This is a genomic window from Desulfofundulus thermobenzoicus, assembly GCF_009428905.1.
GTDB lineage: Bacteria > Bacillota > Desulfotomaculia > Desulfotomaculales > Desulfovirgulaceae > Desulfofundulus_A > Desulfofundulus_A thermobenzoicus.
Window position 1 is genome coordinate 72,774 of the sequence record NZ_WHYR01000005.1, and the last position, 16,064, is coordinate 88,837.

Sequence of the window (16,064 nt, forward strand, 5' to 3'; positions counted from 1 at the left end):
CTTCATAAGGAGCGTTTGCCTAACGCACGAGATAGACGAAGACCTGGTGTTAAGCTCTACAAACTTCATGATGGCATAATGCGGAACCCTTGGTGATCTACCCAACCAGATGGCAGGTATCTTTTTTTCGCGAACCAGCTGGTAGGCTTTATTACGCCATATTCTTAGCACAGGTATTGTTTATTCTCGCGTAAAGTTGTATCTTATATCTAACTGACACCAGTCAACTACTATCAAGCTCCACAACTCCGAAAACGCTGGCTCCGCTTTTTGCCGCTGTAATCACTGTCTGTCAATGGTGATTGGCAGCGCAGCCTGAGAGGCAAGGGCTTGCAACGCAGCCTCCCTGATCTGACCGTCCCCCAGATCCTCCTTGCCGGTCATTTCTTCAATATCGATCCGCACGACCCCGGTTTTGGCCAGGTTGGCTGCGGGAAAATCTCCATATCCGCCATCCGGCTGGTACTTTTCCAGGAGACGCTTCAGGGCGAAAAGCTTTTCGTTCTGCTCCTCTATAATTCTGGCCCTGCCCCTGATGATGACGCTCCGGTAGAGATATTCAGCCTGGCACGGATGCTCCCTGGCCCGCAAGAAGGCGATGGGCAGGTCCACTTCGAAGCATACCCGGTCATCCCTTTGAATATCCTCGATCTTTTCCCCTTCCTTGGCCGTATGGAAATATATTTTTCCATCATAATAGACAAAATTTAAAGGCTTGATCCGCGGGTAACCGTCTCTACCGGTAGTGCCCAATCTGCCCACCGGGCAGGTATTGAGCAATTCAATGATGATGGCTTTGTCTTTGATTTCTTTTTTAATCCGGCGCATGGTCTTTTTTCCTTTCTATAAGTTAGCTTCACCGGATCAACCGATAATGGTCCGGTATATTTTTGCCTGCCGGGCGGCCAGCCGGTTCAGCAAATCCGGCAACGTCAATAATCCGGCAGGATTCTGCAAACCTTCCACGGCCACATAGGCGTCCCAATCCCGCTGATAGGCAAAGGGCCTGTCCCCGCCCACCATTACCCCGGCCCAGGGGTGACTGAAGTGCCTCTTAAACCGGCCTTCCAGGACAGCCATATCCCCTATTTCCTCCGGCTCCATCAGCCAAACTTCTTTCAGGTTGCCCACGGCAACCACTTTGCGACCCACCTCTCAGTCGCACTCATAAAAATAAACTTTTGCTCCGGCCTGCAGGGCAGCCAGCGTTTGGCCGTCCATGGTCCCGAAAACCACAAAGGGATGCTCCGCCGCCCGGCGCAGGGCTTCCAGCAGTAAATTACGATCAATAGCCGCCAGCAATACATCTCCCATGGCACTCACCTTCTCTGATATAACAAATTATATCATGAAAAGCACCGGAAAGTTTCAAAAAAACACAGAAAAAATAATTCGGGGGACACCATACCAAATTATGCTTCCGAAAAATTCGGTGTGGTGTCCCCCTAATTTTAGAATTTTTCTTGCCCCCGGACCGTTTTTGCACTAAACTTATAAGGTAACATATTATAATGACAGTTTATAGAGAAATGCATTTTCCCCCGGAGGTTTTCCATGCGCCGCAAATTATTACCCCTCATGCCCGGAGCAGTAATCGGCAACGGTCGTATGCTGGCCACCATCAAGGGTAACGGAGAACTTTACCGCCTGTTCTGGCCCCACATCGACCAGGTCCAGCATCTGGGCCAGCTAATAGCCGGCATCAGGGAAACCGGGCCTTCTCCCGGTATGGTGCAGTGGCTGCATGACGCCGCCTGGAATGGTGAGCAGCGTTATCTGGACGAAAATGCCCTGGTGTTTACCACCAGGCGGCGGGACGACCTGGCCCTTGCGGTGGAGCAGGCCGATTTTATTTTACCGGAAGACGACGTGCTGGTGCGCCATTATCAGGTGCAAAACCTGGCCGGCCATGCCCGCAACATGCAAATGGTGGTATACTGCACCTTTCTCATCGACGAATCGGCTCTGTACGATACTATGTATATCCATTTTCCGCAACAGGCGCTGATCCAGTTCCGCCGCAATATTTTCCTGGCCTTGAACGCCCCCGGCTATCCCCTGGCCGGCTATCATACCGGCCGCCGGGACACCCCCGGTGACCCCCTGGCGGCAGCCAGCCGGGGAGAATTCTTCGGCAACTCTTCCACCCTGCGGGCCGGGGCGGGAGCCGTGGCCTGGAATCTGGGGGAGATTGCCCCGGGGGAAAGCCGCCAGTTCACCCTGTATCTGGCCGCCGCGTCCGGTGAAAGAGACGTGCTGCAGATACTCTCCCGGATGGCGGGGGAAACGGCCAACCACTGGCAGAAAATAACGGTGGAGTTCTGGGAGCAATGGTTGGGCCGGCCGTCTGTAACGGCAGGTATCCAGAACGAAAACCCGGATAACCGCAGCGAAAAAGGAGAACACCGGGCGGAGGTGCCGGCGGGAAATGATGGCGAGGAACCGGACCACATCCCCCGCCCGCAGGCCAACATCGAGATAGTACCGTCAGATAAAGATGACGAAGAACGGGCCTGCCGGCGCTCCCTGATGGTTTTGAAGCTGCTGTCCAACCGGGACACGGGAGGCAATATCGCCGCCCCGGAGTTCGACCCCTTCTACATGGCCTGCGGCGGTTACGGCTACTGCTGGCCCCGGGACGGCATGTACACCGCCCTGGCCCTGGATCAGGCAGGCTATCATCAAGAGGCCCGGGACTTCTACCTTTTTGCCGCCCGGGTACAGAATGCCGACGGCAGCTGGCAGCAACGCTATTTTACCAATGGTTCCTGGGCACCCACCTGGGGACAGCAAATTGACCAGGTGGGAGCGGTGCTGTGGGGCTATCACCATCATTTTGCTTTAACCGGTGATCGGGACTTTTTAGCGGAAATCTGGCCTTCGGCCGACCTGGGCGCCGGCTACCTCGTGGACCACCTCTCCGAAAAAAACGGTCTGCCCCAGCCGGGTCTGGACCTGTGGGAGGACAATTTTGCCCAGAGCACCTATGCCGCCGCAGCCGTTTACGGGGGTCTTGTGGGCGCCTCCCTCCTGGCTGAAATAAAGGGTGAAGCAGAAAAGGCGGACCGCTGGCGCCGGGCGGCCTCAGGGATTAAAGAATCCATAATCGCCCACCTCTGGAACCCGGACCGGCAGTGCTTTTACCGGGCCATCAACCGCCAGGTGGGGTGCTATGACTATCAGTGCGCCCTGGACAGGGGAGACTATGCCTGGACGGGAAAGGAGCCTTCCGGACTTTACGAAACCTTCTGGGTGGAAAAGGACACCCGCATTGATGCTGCCGTTCTGGGACTGGTGTTTCCCTTTACAGTTTTAAAACCGGACGATCCCCGGATGAACGCCGCCATCGGGACACTTGAACAGGTTCTGGGCAATAAACAGGTCGGCGGATTACACCGTTACGAGGGAGATAACTATGCCGGGGGAAATCCCTGGGTGCTTACCACCCTCTGGCTGGGCATTGTCCGCGCCCTGCGGGGGGAACGGGAGGCGGCCCGTGCCCTTTACCGCTGGGCGCTGGACAACGCCAGCCCCACCGGCCTGCTCCCCGAGCAGGTGAACAAAGAGCGAGGCGGACCCGCCTGGGTTTTACCCCTGGGCTGGTCCCATGCCATGTATATCCTCCTTCATCTGACCCTGGAGGGAAACCTCACGGGCTTACCAATTTGACCGGCTAATCTCCAGGAAACCGGCCTAAGCCAGTTCTACTTTATCCCACATCTAACCTCTCACCTCTCACATCATTATATTAGGAGGGACTCCTTTGCCCGGTGAAACCGAACAATTAAGACACATATATCTTTTCGCCGGCCTATCCGACAGCCAGCTGCAGGAAATTGCCCGGGTGATGCTGGACCGGAAATATCGCAAGGGGCATATTATCTTTATGGAGGGTGAACCCGGGGAGGCCGTTTACCTGCTTAAGACGGGGCGGGTAAAAATATTCAAGCAGGATGAAGAGGGGCGGGAGCAAATCCTGCACTATATCAACCCCGGTGAAGTCTTTGCCGAAGTGGTCCTGTTTGACGGCGGGGATTACCCCGCCTGCGCGGAGGTGGTGGAAGACGCCCAGGTGGGGATGATCCGCAACCGGGACATGGACGATTTACTCTTGAAAAATCCTTCCATTGCCCTGGCCCTGCTCAAAATAATGGCCCGGCGTTTACGGGTATCACAGCGGCAGATTATGGAGCTGGCGCTAAAGGACACCACCCGCCGCCTGGCCAGTGTGCTTCTGGAACTGGCCCGGGAACACGGTTCACCGGCGGAAGGTGGCCTGCGCATTGAAATGAATCTGACCAACCAGGAACTGGCCAGCATGATTGGCACCTCCCGGGAGACCGCCAACCGTATTTTAAGTGAATTCCGCCGGGACAAAGCCATAGCCGTCACCCGCCAGGGAATTGTTATATTCAAAGACCGGCTGAAGACCTGGCTTTAACCAGTTCCCCTAAAAAATTAAACCACAACCTCCACGGTTGTGGTTTCCACTGCACCCTTAGTGCTGCTTGAGCCTTTCCAGCTCTTCCAGCAGCCGGTCGTTCAACACCCGGATATAGGTGCCCTTCATGCCCAGGGATTTGGACTCAATGACCCCGGCGCTTTCAAACTTGCGCAGGGCATTGACAATGACGGACCTGGTGATGCCCACCCGGTCGGCGATTTTACTGGCCACCAGCAGGCCTTCCTCCCCGTCCAGCTCTTCAAAGATGTGCTGCACCGCATCCAGTTCGGAATAGGAGAGGGTACCCAGGGCAATTTGCACGGCCGCCCGCTTGCGGGCTTCTTCCTCCATCCGTCCGGCCCGGGCCCTTAATATTTCCATACCCACCACGGTAGCTCCGTACTCGGCCAGGATTAAATCCTCATCGTTAAAATTCTCTCCGAATTTAGCCAGAATCAGCGTACCCAGGCGGGAACCGGCCCCCACAATGGGCACTACCGTGGTAACCTTGTTATTAAACCGGCAACGCTGCTCGTGGTTGAATACACAGGCATTAACCGTCTGACAGAAGTTGGCGTGGGTTTCGTTAATGTGCATAAGATATTCATTATACTTTTGGGGAAAGCCCTCGGGGGATTCCACATAGTCGCGCATGATATCACAGCTGAATCCCTTCAAATAGGCGTAGCCCAGGGCTTTGCCCCGCCGATCGATGATGTAGACGCTGCTGCCGATGTTGTCACTTAAGATGGCGGCCATCTCTTTATAATCCACCGGGTAACCGGCCGATTTCTGCAACAGCTTGTTTATGGAACGAGTCTTTTCCAGTAGAGTGCGCATGCCAACGCTCCTTTCTTATAAGATGTAGCGGCTCAAGTCTTCGTTCTTTACAATGTCGCTTAGCTTCTGCTGGACATAATCCCGGTCGATATAGAACTGCTGACCCTTTAACTCCGGTCCATTAAAGGAGAGATCCTCCAGCACCTTCTCCATAATGGTGTGGAGCCGACGGGCACCTATGTTTTCAGTCTGCTCATTTACAGTATAAGCTATTTTAGCGATTTCGACAAGAGAATCTTGTGAAAATTTTATTTCAAGCCCTTCTGTTGATAGCAAAGCAATATACTGTTTGGTTAAAGCGTTTTCCGGTTCGGTGAGGATCTGCAAAAAATCGGCCTCACTGAGACTGGACAGTTCCACCCGGATGGGAAAACGCCCCTGCAATTCGGGAATCAGATCCGAAGGTTTGGACATGTGAAAGGCGCCGGCGGCAATAAACAAAATATGATCCGTTTTAACGGGACCGTATTTGGTCATCACCGTGGAACCCTCCACAATAGGCAGAATATCCCGCTGCACTCCGCCCCGGGATACATCCGGCCCCGATCCGCCCTCCCGGCCGGCAATTTTATCGATTTCATCCAGGAAGATAATGCCGTGCTCTTCCGCCCGCCGTACGGCTTCGGAGGTTACTTCATCCATATCGATCAGTTTTTGGGCTTCCTGCTGGGTAAGGATTTTGCGGGCCTCGGACACGGTTACCTTGCGCCTGCGCTTCTTCTTGGGGAAAATGCCCCCCAGCATATCCTGGATGTTTATCCCCAGTTCCTCCACCCCCGAGCCCGTAAAAACCTCCAGCATGGGCGGGGTGTTATCTTCCACTTCTATTTCCAGGTATTCATTCTCCAGTTCACCCCGGGCCAGCTTTTCCCGCAGGCTATCCCGTTCAAACCGCACCCGGCTGATCCGGCTTTCCACCTGCTCCGGCTGTTCGGTCTGTCTGGTCGCCCCGCCAAAGAGCAATTCCAGGGGGTTGCGTGCAGGCGCCTCCTGCCGGGGCATGGGGGCCAGCAACTCAATGATGCGCTCCTCGGCCATTTTTTGCGCTTTGTCCATTACCCCTGCCATTTTTTCCTGGCGCACCATGCGAATGGAGGTCTCCACCAGATCCCGGACCATGCTCTCCACGTCCCGGCCCACATAACCCACCTCGGTGAACTTGGTGGCTTCCACCTTGATAAAAGGCGCCTGTACCAGCCGGGCCAGGCGACGGGCGATTTCCGTCTTGCCCACCCCGGTGGGGCCAATCATTAATATGTTTTTGGGCATAATCTCGTCCTGCAGCTCTTTGGGCAGGAGGCTGCGGCGGTAACGGTTGCGCAGGGCGATGGCCACGGCCCGTTTGGCCTTTTCCTGTCCGATAACGTATTTATCCAGTTCCGCCACTATCTGTTGCGGAGTAAGATTTTCCATTGCCTTTCCCTCCAGGATTATAATTCGGCCACCGTAACCCGGTCATTGGTATATACGCAGATCCCGGCGGCAATCAAAAGGGCTTCCCGGGCAATTTCCCCCGCCGCAAGCTGCGTGTGCCTGGCCAGGGCCCGGGCCGCAGCCAGGGCATAAGGCCCGCCGGAACCAATGGCGGCGATGCCGTCGTCCGGTTCAATCACTTCCCCGCCCCCGGAAAGGACCAGCAGGCTGTGCCGGTCGGCCACTATGAGCAGGGCTTCCAGCCGGCGTAAAAATTTATCCATGCGCCATTCTTTGGCCAGTTCCACTGCCGCCCGCTGCAGCTGGCCATTGTAGGCTTCCAGCTTTCCTTCAAACTTTTCAAAAAGGGTAAAGGCGTCGGCCACGGAACCGGCGAAACCGGCCAGCACCCGGTCGTTGTGGAGGCGGCGTATTTTTTTGGCCTCATGCTTTAATATAGTATTCTGGCCGAAGGTCACCTGACCGTCGCCGGCCAGGGCTACCCGGCCGTCCTTGCGCACGGCCACTATGGTGGTGGAATGAAACATAAAAATCTCCCTTCATTCATTATGAAACATTCAACAGGTTATTGTATACTATTCCACTCTAAAGTGCAACCCGCACCCTTTAAGCCCGGGGATGGGCCCGGCGGTATACCTCCTTCAATTTTTCCCTGGTCACGTGGGTGTAAATCTGGGTGGTGGACAGCCGCACGTGTCCCAGCAATTCCTGCACCGCCCGCAAATCGGCACCGTTGTCCAGCAGGTGGGTGGCGAAGGAATGGCGCAGCATGTGGGGGCTCACCCGGCAGTGGAGGGAAAGCTGGCTGACGTATTTGTCAATTATCTTGCGAACGCCCCGGGCCGAAAGTCGCCCCCCCCGGTAATTGAGAAAAACCGCCCCGCCCGGTTTACCGCCGGCCAGGGCCGGCCGTCCGGCTGAAAGATACTTTTCCAGCGCCCTTACGGCAAAGGTTCCCAGGGGAGCCACCCGTTCCCTGGCTCCCTTGCCGGCCACCCGCAGGGATCCGCCGGACAGGTCCAGGTCGTCCAGGTTCAGGCCCACCAGTTCACCCACCCGTATGCCGCTGGCGTACAGGGTTTCCAGCAACGCCCGGTCCCGCAGGGCCAGGGGCGTATTACCCCGGGGAGCCTCCACCAGCGCCCGGCACTGGTCTGTAAAAAGAAAACGGGGCAGCCTTTTTTCCGCCCTGGGGGAGGAAATGCCTTGCAGGGGGTTCACCGGCACCACTTCCTCCCGGGACAGATAGCGGAAAAAGGAACGCCAGACGGCCAGGCGGCGGGCCCGGGTGGCCCGGGAAAGCCCCCGGCCCTGTAAATCCGCCAGGTAGGCCCGGAACAAAGAACGGTCGATGTCGCCGGGCCGGATCTGGTTGTCGGGCCTGCCCAGCTTCCGGGCAAAGAAGTCCAGCCCGTCGAAAAGATCCCGCTGGTAGTTGTCCAGGGTATGGGGCGAGGCGTTTTTTTCCAGCTGGAGGTAATAAATGAAGCTGTCCACATGGGAGTACATAAAAAGCACCTCGTACCTTTAGAGATTTGATCCTGAAATACATGGTTCCAGAATCGTACTTTCAAAGATATTTTAACCCCTGGAAAAACCTATCATTGTTTCCCGCAAAATTATTATGGCCGAAAAGGGAAGCCATCCACCGGCAAATGTTTAAATGGCCGGCTAACCCATCCCAGCAGCCAGAGGACGTTTCAAATCCCCGCTTCCCGCCGCCATTCTTCCAGAAGCCGCAGTGCCCTTTGGGACAGGGCCAGATTGCGCGCCTTCCGGTCCTTAATTTCTTTTTCCAGGGGCGGAAAGAGGCCAAAAGTGACGTTCATGGGCTGGAAATGTGCCGGGTCGGCGTGGGTGATGTAGTGAGCCAGGGCCCCGTGGGCCGTTTCCCGGGGAAAAACCACGGGCGGCAGGCCCCGGAAAAGTCTGGCGGCGTTGACCCCGGCCATGAGCCCGGCCGCGGCAGATTCCACATACCCCTCCACCCCGGTCATCTGCCCGGCCAGAAACAGGCCCGGACGTTTCCTGCATTCAAGGGTGGGGTGGAGCAAAACCGGCGCATTGATATATGTATTACGGTGCATAACCCCGAATCGAACGAATTCCGCCTTCTCCAACCCCGGGATCATGCGGAAGACCCTTTTCTGCTCATCCCACTTCAGGTGGGTCTGGAACCCCACCAGATTGTAAAGGGTGCCGGCGGCGTTGTCCTGGCGCAGCTGAACCACCGCATAGGGCCGGCGTCCGGTACGGGGATCAATAAGACCCACCGGTTTTAGCGGCCCATAACGCATGGTATCCCTGCCCCGCCGGGCCAGCACTTCAATGGGCATACAACCTTCGAAGTTTACCTCTTCTTCAAATTCCTTGCGGGGGGCCCGTTCGGCCCTGGCCAGGGCTTCCTGAAACCGTTCGTATTCCTCCCGGTTCATGGGACAATTGAGATATTCCCCTTCCCCTTTGTGGTAACGGGAGGAACGGAAAACCTTATTCATATCGATGGACTCCAGGGTGACTATGGGGGCCACGGCATCATAAAAATACAGGTACTCCACTCCGGTTAGCTGCCTTAAAGACCGGGCCATGGCTGAAGAAGTAAGGGGGCCGGTGGCCAGCACCACTATTTCTTCCGCAGGGACGTCCGTTACTTCTTCCCGGTGCACCTGCACCAGGGGATGACCTTCCAGGACACCGGTCACCGCCCGGGCAAAACCCTCCCGGTCCACGGCCAGGGCACCGCCGGCCGGTACCCGGTGCTCACCGGCACATTGCATGATCAAAGAGCCCAGACGGCGCATTTCTTCCTTTAAAAGACCAACCGCATTTTCCAGGGCGGCCGCCCGCAGGGAATTGCTACAAACCAATTCGGCAAAATAGCCGGTGTGGTGGGCCGGGGTCATTTTACGGGGCCTCATTTCAAAGAGATCCACGGGCACCCCCTGCCGCACCAGTTGCCAGGCCGCTTCCGCCCCGGCCAGCCCGGCGCCCACCACCGTTACCTTTTGGTCCATGGATACACTACCTGCCTTAACGCTAAGAAAATGCTGTCGCAAAACCATCCGGGGGCAGTCGTCCCTTAAGGGACTACTGCCGCCCCTTTACAATCCCGTTTGTTCCGTTTCCGCCACCCGGCGGCTGCGCCTCCGTCCCTCCCGGGCCACCAGGGGCAGGGTTTTCGCCGGCAGGTCCGCTCCGGAAGCCACTCCCTCCCGGGAGGCTTCATCGCCGGCACCGCCGTTATCGGCCTGTTTTAAGCGATAACGGCATTCTTCGTTAATACACTGCAGTTCCGCCTTATTGCCCCGCCCTTTCTTGATTACCATCATCTGCCCGCACCGGGGACATTTTTCCCGTGCAGGCTCGTCCCATAGCACAAAGTCGCAGTCGGGGTAGTGGCTGCAACCGTAAAATTTGCGCCCCTTCTTGCTGCGCCGGACCACCAGATCGCCCCCGCAACGGGGACAGGGCACCCCCGTGGGCTCCAGCAGGGGCCTGGTATTGCGGCATTCGGGAAAACCCGGACAGGCCAGGAACTTTCCATACCGGCCCATTTTGATGACCATATGGCGGCCGCACTGTTCGCAAACCTCACCGGTCACTTCATCGGCCACACTAACCTTGCCGATTTCCTCCTCGGCCCGGGACAGGGTATCCTGGAAAGGACCGTAAAAGTCCCGTACCACCTGTACCCAGTCCATTTCGCCCTCCTCCACCCGGTCCAGGCTTCCTTCCATCTGGGCGGTAAACTCCACATCTATGATATCGGGAAAATGTTTCTTCAATAAGTCCACCACCACCATGCCCAGCTCCGTGGGGTGGAGGTGCTTTTTTTCCCGCACCACATAACCGCGCTTGATAATGGTTTCCAGAATGGGCGCATAGGTGCTGGGCCGCCCGATTCCCTTCTCCTCCAGCGCCCGCACCAGGGTGGCGTCGGTATAACGGGGCGGCGGCTGGGTAAAATGCTGCTTGGGAGTAAGGGATTTTACCGCCAGCCCTTCGCCCTCGGCCAGTTCGGGGAGCAATCCCTCTTCTTCCCTGGTTTCCTCATCCCGGGATTCCTCGTACACCTGGAGAAAACCGGGAAACCGGATCACCGATCCGGTGGCCCGGAAAATATAACGTCCGCCCAGGATATCGACGCTGGTGGTATCAATAACAGCCGGGCTCATCTGGCTGGCCACAAAACGGGACCAGATTAGTTTGTAGAGCTTGTATTGATCACCTGTTAAATAAGGCCTGACCGCTTCCGGCTCCCGGCCCACCGACGTGGGGCGGATGGCTTCGTGGGCATCCTGGGCCCGCCCCCTGGCCGCCACCTGCCTGGCCTTTTCCGGCACGTACTCGGCGCCAAACTTTTGCCGGACATAGGCCCGGGCCTCGTCCTGGGCACTGGCCGCCACCCGGGTGGAGTCGGTGCGGATATAGGTAACCAGCCCCACCGGCCCCTCCTTGCCCAGTTCCAGTCCTTCATACAGCTGCTGGGCCACCATCATGGTCTTGCGGGCGGTAAAATTTAACTTGCGGTAGGCTTCCTGCTGCAAGCTGCTGGTGGTGAAGGGCGGCGCCGGCAGGCGGGATTTTTCCCGGCGGGTAATTTTTTGCACATGGTACGAGACCCCCTTCAACTCTTTAAGGATCTCTTCCATCTGCTCCTGGCTTTTTACATCGGCCTTTCTGTCCCCGATTTTGAATAATTTGGCCTCAAAGGGATCCTTCCCCCGGGCGGCAAACACACCCGTCAAGGTCCAGTATTCCTCGGGCACAAAGGAAAGGATCTCTTCCTCCCGGTCGCAGATGAGCCGCACGGCCACCGACTGCACCCGCCCCGCGGACAGGCCCTTTTTTACCTTGCGCCATAAAAGGGGACTTAAATTATAGCCCACCAGGCGGTCCAGAATGCGCCGCGCCTGCTGGGCATTCACCCGGTTGTGATCAATGGGCCGTGGGGACTTTATGGCATTCTGCACCGCCTGTTTGGTAATTTCATTGAATTCAATGCGACATGGCGCATCCTCATCAATTTCCAGCACATTCTGCAAATGCCAGGCAATGGCTTCCCCTTCCCGGTCGGGGTCGGAAGCCAGCAACACCCGGTCGGCTTTTTTTACCGCTGTTCGCAGCTCTTTGATAATGTCCCCTTTACCCCTGATGGTGATATATTTGGGGGTAAAGCCATGTTCCACATCCACCCCGAACTGGCTCTTGGGCAGATCCCGCACATGACCCATGGAGGCCTTGACGGTGAATTTTTTCCCCAGAAACCTGCCTATACTCCTGGCCTTGGCCGGAGATTCCACAATAACCAGTGTTTTGGACAAAAAGCCCCACCTTCTTTTGCAAAGGTTTAATCATATATTAACCGCACCGGTGGTTTTTAAAAAGTCTATGTAAACAGAAGGCAATTAGAACCTGCGGCAACCTGCCCCTTCAGTGCCGGCGGGCATAGAGACGGCCCGGGAACTGTCTGACCAGGCCCTTCACTTCCAGAAACATCAGGGCCGCCAGCACCTCCTGGGCACAAAGACCCGTGCCTTCAATGATCACATCCACCCCTTTGGGTTCCAGGGAAAGCTCCCGGTAAACCGCCTCCTCCCCGCCCGTCAACCGGGGTGTGACCGGGGCGGCAAAGGATTGCTCCGGAAAAAGGCAGGTAATACCCAGTTCCTCCAGGATATCGGACACGTCCTCCACCAGGCGCGCTCCCTGCTTGATTAACCGGTTGGGACCACAGCTCAGGGGGTTGGTGACCGGGCCGGGAACGGCCATTACCTCCCGCCCCTGCTCCAGGGCCAGGTCGGCCGTAATCAAAGCGCCGCTCCTTTCGGCCGCCTCCACCACAATGGTGGCCCGGCACAACCCGCTGATAATCCGGTTGCGCACGGGAAAATGCCAGGGCTCGGGAAAGGAGCCGGGTGGAAACTCGCTGATCACGGCACCGGTCATGGAAATATCTTCCATCAGGCGGGCATTTTCCCGGGGATATACCACATCCACGCCGCAGCCCAGTACGGCCAACGTCCTGCCGCCGGCCTCCAGTGCTCCCCGGTGGGCGGCGCTGTCAATCCCCCGGGCCATACCGCTGACCACGGTCACCCCCGCCTTAGCCAGCCCCCGGGCCATTTTTTCGGCCACGGCCAGACCATAGGGCGTAGGCCGGCGGGAACCCACCAAGGCCACGGCGTGATCGTCCCCGGGCCGCAGATGACCTCGCACAAAAAGGCCCGGCGGTGGATCGAATATGGTCCGCAATGCCCGGGGGTAATCCTCTTCTTCAAAAGTAATATAACTAATCTGCCATTCCGCCAGCCGCGCCATTTCCCCGGCCAGGTCCAGACCGGCCCGGCGGCGAACCAGATTTGCCGCCGCCCGGGGTTCAAAACCGCCCCGGGAAGAAAGGGCCTGTTCCGAAGCCATCCAGGCCGCCCGGGGAGAACCGAAACGTTCCACCAGATTCCAAATGCGGCTGGCACTGCCGGGCAACAGGTACTGCCAGCCCATCCAGTAAACCTTTTCCTCCACCATGTTCACCTCAACCTGCAAAAGGCATTCGGGAAGGGGGGTAAAAACTCCTGCCGGAAGCAAAATCTTTTTTCCTTAATCTGCTGTTTTTTCCTGCCGGTAAAATAGTGGCTGCCGGTCGCCAGACGCCGGTCGCTGATTAAGTTGGGAAACTCATTACTACAGCAGGGCACAGCGTTGTCCTTAAGCGATAAGACTTGCGGAGCGCCCAGCAACGGCACCTGTCTAGAAGACCACATCCGATCCTGCACCGGCTTCCCGACCATGACTGTATACTACCGGTTCGTCTTTTAACATGGCATCCATCAAACCACCCATACTCTGCTTTAATACCAGCAGGTCACTGAAAAGATCCCCGTATTCCTCCATGCGTTTGAATATGGTGTTTATGTTAAACCGGACCGGATCCACATCCAGCGTCTCCACCTCCTTCCAGAGAAGGGGGGCGGAGAGAGTCGCCCCGGGCAGGGGGCGCAGGCTATAGGGAAAGACCATGGTTTTCCCACGGCCGTTCTGCAAATAATCCAGATAAACCTTACCTTTTCTTTTGGATATGGCCCGCTCCAGGGTGGTCCGGCCCGGGTGTGCCCGCTGCACCAGCAGGGCAATATATTTCATGGCCCTGGTAACCTCCTGGAAGGAGTATTCCGGCTGAATGGGAATAAACAGGTGTACGCCGCTGGCCCCCGATGTTTTCACCCAGGAGCGGAGATCAAAGGCGGCCAGTGCCCGGCGCACCAGCAGGGCCACCTGCAGCACATCCTGGAAGGTGGCCCCTTCCGCCGGGTCCAGATCCATCACCGCCATATCGGGACAATCGATATGGTCCACAGTGGACAACCAGGAGTGTACCTCTATGCAGCCCAGATTGGCCAGCCAGAGCAAGGTGGCCAGATCGTTGCAAACGACGTAATTAATCACCTTCCGGGAATGGCGCACGGGAAAGGTTTCAATCCAGTCCGGGGCATAGTCGGGACACTCTTTCTGGTAAAAGGATTCACCGTTAATACCGTCGGGATAGCGTTTCATCACCAAAGGGCGGTTATAAATGTGGGGCAACAATACCGGGGCTATGTCAGTGTAGTACTTAATCAGGTGGGCCTTGGTTAATCCCCCGGGCCAGAAAATCTTTTCCAGGTTGGTCAGAACTATGGTACGGTTGGCGACTGAAACGGGCCTGCTGCTCAAACCGGGCACCTCCTCGGGTTTTATTATACACCGGCAATGTTAAAATTAAGTAAGGGCCACATGCTCCCATGTGGCCCTTACCCATTTATGCTAACTGATTCTTTACTTCGGTGGTTCAAAACGGACTTCCAGACTTTGCAGGACATGCCTGATATCATTAAACAGGGTGGATTGGTCGGAGCCAGCAAAGAGTAATCCCACCGCCCTATTCTGTTCGTCCACCACCAGAGAACCACTGTCACCGGGCTCACTCATACCTGTGGTCAAAACCTGATCTTCAAAAACAGCCCAGGTACTATCATCCAAATCCACACGCATACTGGTATGCAACGCTTTTACAGTCCCCGTGGTTACCCCTGTAGTACGGCCGCTTTTCCTCACCTTCGCCCCCAGGCGGGGTTCCGCCACGCCGGTCACCCGGCCGATACCCATTATTTCCGGCGATACCATTTGGGGATCCACCGGTTCAGCCAGGGCGCAGTCCACCAGGTTGACCGTCCGCCTGCGGTTATATAGGCGCACGTAATAATTGGGACGGTACACCGTCAGAAAATTATTTAAAAAATCTTCGAATGCAGCGGCAACAGGACATTGCTGGGCGCTGCCGGAAGTATAAACCGGAACAAAACGGGCCAGCCTGGCGATTACATCTTTTGGGGCATGCCCGTTGTCCCGGGCTCCCGGCTGCAGGATTGAATCGCCAATTCTACTTCTACCGTCCATCCCATCGGTCTGGTTGGCCAGGATGTGATTGTTGGACAAAATCATGGCCCGGCCGCTTCTCTGATCGTAAACCAGAGCACCAAAGGTGCCGGCCGTTACCTGATAATGGCCAATACTCACCCCTGGCACGGCCGGCCTAACCCTGGCCTGCCTTTCCGACTGAAAACGAACGCTGCCCACTTCGATTACATCGGTACTATACTGACCGATCTTATCCGGAATACGATGGGCTTCCAGCAGATGAGGAGCCGACACTTTCTTTCTTACAAAAACAAGCAAAGCCAGCTGATCAGTTCTCCGCCCTTTCCTTTCCTTGTAACCGATACCGACACCGTTGACATTGGGCAGTTGCATTAAAGTCCACCGGGAATTATCCGCAATTGCACGCAATTCCTGCATAAACACCACACCATTCTTCAATGAAATTTATAGCAAGGAGCAGTTTGCTCTACTTACCATAATATTACTTAACATATAATTTAGTTACATATAAACCAGTATTTGGGTTTGGCTTGCAAAAGAATCACCCCCTCCGAAAACGAAGGGGGGTGATTCCATCTGGTTAATCTACGGTGTTCAATTTAACTTAGTTAGCCGCGTTCCAGCCCCACCAACCGGATCCGAACACCAGCAGAATGAGAATCAGGAAGATGATGAAGGGGCCATCAAACCAATGTTGAGTTCTCACAAAGACTCCTCCTTTCTTCCTCAATAGTTGTTACTGGTCGGCGCCCGCTGCATTCCAGCCCCACCAGCCGGTTCCAAATACCAGCAGGATCAGGATCAGAAAGATGATAAAGGGACCATCAAAAAATGCTCCGTAGGTTTTCACTCGAAATACCTCCTTTTCAGCGTCCTACATTTACTGATTGGTAGCACCGGCCGCGTTCCAACCCCACCAACCGGAACC

The 16,064-nt window shown here is 56.3% G+C and carries 14 protein-coding genes; 2 read left to right on the top strand and 12 right to left on the bottom strand.

Going from position 1 to position 16,064, the window contains the following annotated elements:
* Positions 1-282 precede the first annotated feature (282 nt).
* Genes GFC01_RS03095 through GFC01_RS03105 form a run of 3 tightly spaced genes read right to left on the bottom strand, consistent with a single transcriptional unit; the run spans position 283 to position 1,314 of the window.
* The gene (locus GFC01_RS03095) at positions 283-828 is read right to left on the bottom strand and encodes a pyridoxamine 5'-phosphate oxidase family protein (protein ID WP_152945174.1); all 546 of its coding nucleotides are present in this window, start codon (positions 826-828) and stop codon (positions 283-285) included.
* Between the two features lie 36 nt (positions 829-864).
* Positions 865-1,140: a hypothetical protein gene (locus tag GFC01_RS03100; protein WP_152945175.1), complete on the bottom strand. Its 276-nt coding sequence runs from the start codon at positions 1,138-1,140 to the stop codon at positions 865-867.
* Positions 1,141-1,155: 15 nt separating this feature from the next.
* Positions 1,156-1,314, bottom strand: a complete 159-nt coding sequence (locus GFC01_RS03105) for a hypothetical protein (protein WP_152945176.1) — start codon at positions 1,312-1,314, stop codon at positions 1,156-1,158.
* A gap of 240 nt (positions 1,315-1,554) precedes the next feature.
* Here GFC01_RS03105 and GFC01_RS03110 point away from each other — a divergent pair, with 240 nt between their 5' ends.
* Together GFC01_RS03110 and GFC01_RS03115 are read left to right on the top strand one after the other, a co-directional pair.
* Positions 1,555-3,669 carry a glycoside hydrolase family 15 protein gene (locus GFC01_RS03110; protein ID WP_152945177.1) on the top strand — a complete coding sequence of 705 codons (2,115 nt, stop codon included), beginning with the start codon at positions 1,555-1,557 and terminating at the stop codon, positions 3,667-3,669.
* A gap of 94 nt (positions 3,670-3,763) precedes the next feature.
* The gene (locus tag GFC01_RS03115) at positions 3,764-4,441 is read left to right on the top strand and encodes a Crp/Fnr family transcriptional regulator (protein ID WP_152945178.1); all 678 of its coding nucleotides are present in this window, start codon (positions 3,764-3,766) and stop codon (positions 4,439-4,441) included.
* A gap of 57 nt (positions 4,442-4,498) precedes the next feature.
* On the opposite strand, the gene codY is transcribed toward GFC01_RS03115, so the two are convergent.
* From codY to GFC01_RS03160, 9 genes are all read right to left on the bottom strand, one after another.
* Complete coding sequence (gene codY / locus GFC01_RS03120; RefSeq protein ID WP_152945179.1) at positions 4,499-5,284, bottom strand: GTP-sensing pleiotropic transcriptional regulator CodY; 786 nt, start codon at positions 5,282-5,284, stop codon at positions 4,499-4,501.
* 15 nt (positions 5,285-5,299) lie between these two features.
* On the bottom strand, positions 5,300-6,697 hold the full coding sequence (gene hslU / locus GFC01_RS03125) for an ATP-dependent protease ATPase subunit HslU (RefSeq protein WP_152945180.1): 1,398 nt from the start codon (positions 6,695-6,697) through the stop codon (positions 5,300-5,302).
* A gap of 17 nt (positions 6,698-6,714) precedes the next feature.
* Positions 6,715-7,245 (bottom strand): ATP-dependent protease subunit HslV, encoded by a 531-nt coding sequence (gene hslV, locus GFC01_RS03130; RefSeq protein ID WP_152945181.1) that lies wholly within the window; start codon positions 7,243-7,245, stop codon positions 6,715-6,717.
* Positions 7,246-7,324: 79 nt separating this feature from the next.
* On the bottom strand, positions 7,325-8,227 hold the full coding sequence (xerC, locus tag GFC01_RS03135) for a tyrosine recombinase XerC (RefSeq protein WP_152945182.1): 903 nt from the start codon (positions 8,225-8,227) through the stop codon (positions 7,325-7,327).
* 191 nt (positions 8,228-8,418) lie between these two features.
* Positions 8,419-9,732, bottom strand: coding sequence for a methylenetetrahydrofolate--tRNA-(uracil(54)-C(5))-methyltransferase (FADH(2)-oxidizing) TrmFO (gene trmFO / locus GFC01_RS03140; RefSeq protein ID WP_152945183.1), 1,314 nt, complete (start codon positions 9,730-9,732; stop codon positions 8,419-8,421).
* Positions 9,733-9,819: 87 nt separating this feature from the next.
* Positions 9,820-12,042: a type I DNA topoisomerase gene (gene topA, locus GFC01_RS03145; RefSeq protein WP_152945184.1), complete on the bottom strand. Its 2,223-nt coding sequence runs from the start codon at positions 12,040-12,042 to the stop codon at positions 9,820-9,822.
* Between the two features lie 109 nt (positions 12,043-12,151).
* Entirely contained in the window at positions 12,152-13,306 is a 1,155-nt protein-coding gene (gene dprA / locus GFC01_RS03150) for a DNA-processing protein DprA (RefSeq protein ID WP_341473724.1), read from the bottom strand.
* A 162-nt stretch (positions 13,307-13,468) separates the two neighbouring features.
* Positions 13,469-14,440, bottom strand: a complete 972-nt coding sequence (ligD, locus tag GFC01_RS03155) for a non-homologous end-joining DNA ligase (protein ID WP_423244360.1) — start codon at positions 14,438-14,440, stop codon at positions 13,469-13,471.
* Between the two features lie 93 nt (positions 14,441-14,533).
* Positions 14,534-15,508 carry a S1 family peptidase gene (locus GFC01_RS03160; protein ID WP_243137179.1) on the bottom strand — a complete coding sequence of 325 codons (975 nt, stop codon included), beginning with the start codon at positions 15,506-15,508 and terminating at the stop codon, positions 14,534-14,536.
* Positions 15,509-16,064: the final 556 nt, after the last annotated feature.